At 75.3% G+C, this 3,126-nt stretch carries 3 protein-coding genes; 2 read left to right on the top strand and 1 reads right to left on the bottom strand.

The features are described 5' to 3' along the window. Positions 1–124: 124 nt before the first annotated feature. A complete protein-coding gene (treZ, locus tag GTW43_RS30690) occupies positions 125–1,870 on the bottom strand; it encodes a malto-oligosyltrehalose trehalohydrolase (RefSeq protein ID WP_161305255.1) in 1,746 nt (581 codons plus the stop codon). A 176-nt stretch (positions 1,871–2,046) separates the two neighbouring features. Between treZ and GTW43_RS30685 the strand changes: the two genes are divergently transcribed. Together GTW43_RS30685 and GTW43_RS30680 are read left to right on the top strand one after the other, a co-directional pair. After that, positions 2,047–2,598: an FHA domain-containing protein gene (locus tag GTW43_RS30685; protein WP_161305254.1), complete on the top strand. Its 552-nt coding sequence runs from the start codon at positions 2,047–2,049 to the stop codon at positions 2,596–2,598. Between the two features lie 129 nt (positions 2,599–2,727). After that, positions 2,728–3,126: SSI family serine proteinase inhibitor (locus GTW43_RS30680; RefSeq protein WP_202502154.1), on the top strand; the 399-nt coding region annotated here is incomplete at its 3' end.

Genomic DNA, 3,126 nt, shown 5'->3' with positions numbered 1-3,126 from the left:
AATGCAGGCGCTGCGCGCCGCATTTCCCCGATGGAGGTGACGGACGCAGTCCGTACCTCCAGGGGCGCGGGGAACTGCGCGCTCAGCCCCCACCGGGGGTGCGGCCGGGACGAGCGCTCAGCCCCTACGGCGCGTCGGCGATCACGCAGGACTCCGGAGGAACCATGAGCCCGCCCGAGCCCACCGCAGGGGACACCGGTTCCCACGACGCCAGGATCCGCGCCACGGGCCGCCCCAGCGGGACGGTGACCGGCACCGGGGACAGGTTCACCGCGACCCGGACGTCCCCGCGCCGATAGGCGATCCACCGCCCCGCCTCGTCGAGAGCCACCCGTACCGCCGCCAGATCCGGATCCCGCAGGTCCGCCCGCTCCCGCCGCAGCGCGATCAGCCGCCCGTACCACGCGAGCATCCGCGCGTGCTCGCCCGAGTCCCGCTCGGTGCGGTCGAGGCACGACCGCTCCCGGGTCGCCGGGTCCTGCGGGTCGGGCACCTCCTCCTCGGACCAGCCGTGCGCCGCGAACTCCCGCCGCCTGCCCGTGCGTACGGCCTCCGCAAGCCCCGGGTCCGTGTGGTCGGTGAAGTACTGCCAGGGCGTGCCCGCCGCCCACTCCTCGCCCATGAACAGCATCGGCGTGCCCGGCCCGGTCAGCACGAGCGCCGCCGCACAGGCCAGCAGGCCGGGGCTCGCCAGGGCGGAGAGGCGCTCGCCCCGGGCCCGGTTGCCGATCTGGTCGTGGGTCTGGGTGGCGGCCACGAGCCGGTGCCCGGGCACCCTGGACCGGTCGAGGGGACGCCCGTGGTGGCGGCCCCGGAACGCGGAGTACGTGCCGTCGTGGAAGTAGCCGTGGGTGAGCGTCTTGGCGAGCGCCGCCATCGGGGCGCGGGCGAAGTCGGCGTAGTAGCCCTGCCGCTCCCCGGTGACGGCCGCGTGCACGGCGTGGTGCACGTCGTCGTTCCACTGCGCGTGCAGCCCGAGGCCGCCCTCGGCGCGGGGGGTGACGAGGCGCGGGTCGGCCAGATCCGACTCGGCGATCAGGAACAGCGGGCGGCCCAGCTCCTCGCCGAGCGCGTCCACGGCCGTCGACAGCTCTTCGAGGAAGTGCAGCGCGCGCCGGTCGTGCAGTTCGTGCACCGCGTCGAGGCGCAGCCCGTCGATCCGGTAGTCGCGCAGCCAGGCGAGCGCGCTGCCCACGAAGTACGCCCGGACCTCGTCGGAGCCGGCCGTGTCCAGGTTCACCGCGTCGCCCCACGGGGTGCGCACCGTGTCGGTGAAGTACGGGCCGAACGCCGCCAGATGGTTCCCGGACGGGCCCAGGTGATTGTGCACGACGTCGAGGACGACACCGAGTCCGAGCCCGTGCGCCGTGTCCACGAACCGCTTCAGCGCCTCCGGGCCGCCGTACGGCTCGTGCACCGCCCACGGCGCGACCCCGTCGTACCCCCAGCCGTGCCGCCCGGGCATCGGGCACAGCGGCATCAACTCGACATGCGTCACGCCCAGTCCGGCCAGCTCACCCAGGTGTGCCGCCGCGGCGTCGAGCGTGCCCTCGCGGGTGTACGTGCCCACGTGCAGCTCGTACAGGACCGCGCCGGGCAGCCCGCCGCCGGCCCGGTCCGTGCGCCACGGATACCGGTCGTGGTCGACGACCGCGCTCAGCCCGTCCGGGCCGTCCGGCTGGCGGCGCGAGCGCGGGTCGGGCAGCACCGGACCGTCGTCGAGCGCGAACCCGTACCGGGCGCCGTCCGCGGCGTCCGCCGCGGCCGACCACCACCCGTCCGCGCCGGGCGCCCGCTCCATCGCGCGCGTGGCGCCCTCGCAGTGCAGCGTGACCCGCTCGGCCTGTGGTGCCCACACCTCGAACTGCACGGACGCTACCCCCTGGTGATCGAGTCTCTGCCGACAGTGACGACGGGACCATGGTGCGACAGGAATGATCGTCGCGGGGCGGATTCGGCCGGGTCGGGCGGCGATTCGTCAGGGTCCGGATACGACGCATTTCGTTTTCTGGACACTCCGGCCCCCGCTGCCCGACAATCTCCCTTGTGACGTCCTCCTTCGACCACCAGGCGCATCCCGCGCGGCTGTCCGACGCCGAGCGGGACCGTGCGCTGAAGGTGCTCAAGGACGGGGTCGCGCTCGGCCGGCTCTCGCACGACACGTTCGTCCGGCGGATGGAGCTCGCGCTCGCCGCCCGCCGGCCCGACGAGCTCGCGGCCCTCACCGCCGACCTGCACACCGACGGCCGCTGGACCCGGGCCATGGTCGGCGCGGTGAGCGCGGTCTCCGGACTCACGGTGCGGCTGCGCCGGGCCTGGACCGTGGAGCGGCTGCCCAAGCTGATGCTGCCGGGCTCCGGCGACCCGTACCCCCTGCGCATCGGCCGCGACCCCGCCAACCGGCTGCGGCTCAGCCACGAGTCGGTGTCCCGGGTGCACGCCGAGCTCACCTCCCAGGGCGGCCTGTGGGTGCTGCGCGACCTCGGCTCGACGAACGGCACGACGGTCAACGGGCGCCGGGTCGTCGGCGCCGCCGTCGTCCAGGACGGCGACCAGGTCGCGTTCGGCACCATCGCGTTCCGGCTGTCCGCCGACTGACCCGCCGCGCCGTCCCGTTCGGGGGACACCTCCGCGCGGCCGGTGGTACGGCGCCGCCCGGGCGGTGAGGGATGCACCGCGCGGGCCGTCGCCCGCGCGCACTCCCGAACGCGAGGAACGGTGACCCCCATGGCCCAGGCCACCCTCACGACGGCGCGCCGCGCCCTGCTGGCCGCGGCGGCCACGGCCGCCCTGCTCGGCTCGACCGCCGCAGCCGCCCAGGCGGCGCCCCCGGACGCCCCGCCCACCGACACCGGGAACTGGGTCCACGTCACCGTCATGCAGGGCGACGGCCCCACCGGCCCCACCCGCAGCGCCCTGCTCGACTGCTCCGCCCGCCGCGGCGACCACCCGCACACCGCACAGGCCTGCGGCGAACTCGCGGCGGTCGGCGGCGACATCGCCCGCGTCCACGTCCAGGACACGTCCTGCCCGATGATCTACCAGCCGCTCACGGCGTACGCCCACGGCATGTGGAACGGCCGCCGCGTCGCCTACGCGCGCAACTTCTCCAACGCCTGCGTGCTA

Origin of the sequence: Streptomyces sp. SID5785, assembly GCF_009870065.1 — a bacterium.
In the GTDB taxonomy this organism is placed as follows: domain Bacteria; phylum Actinomycetota; class Actinomycetes; order Streptomycetales; family Streptomycetaceae; genus Streptomyces.
Note: the sequence above shows the minus strand (reverse complement) of the source record. Positions and strands in the feature narration are given on the sequence as shown.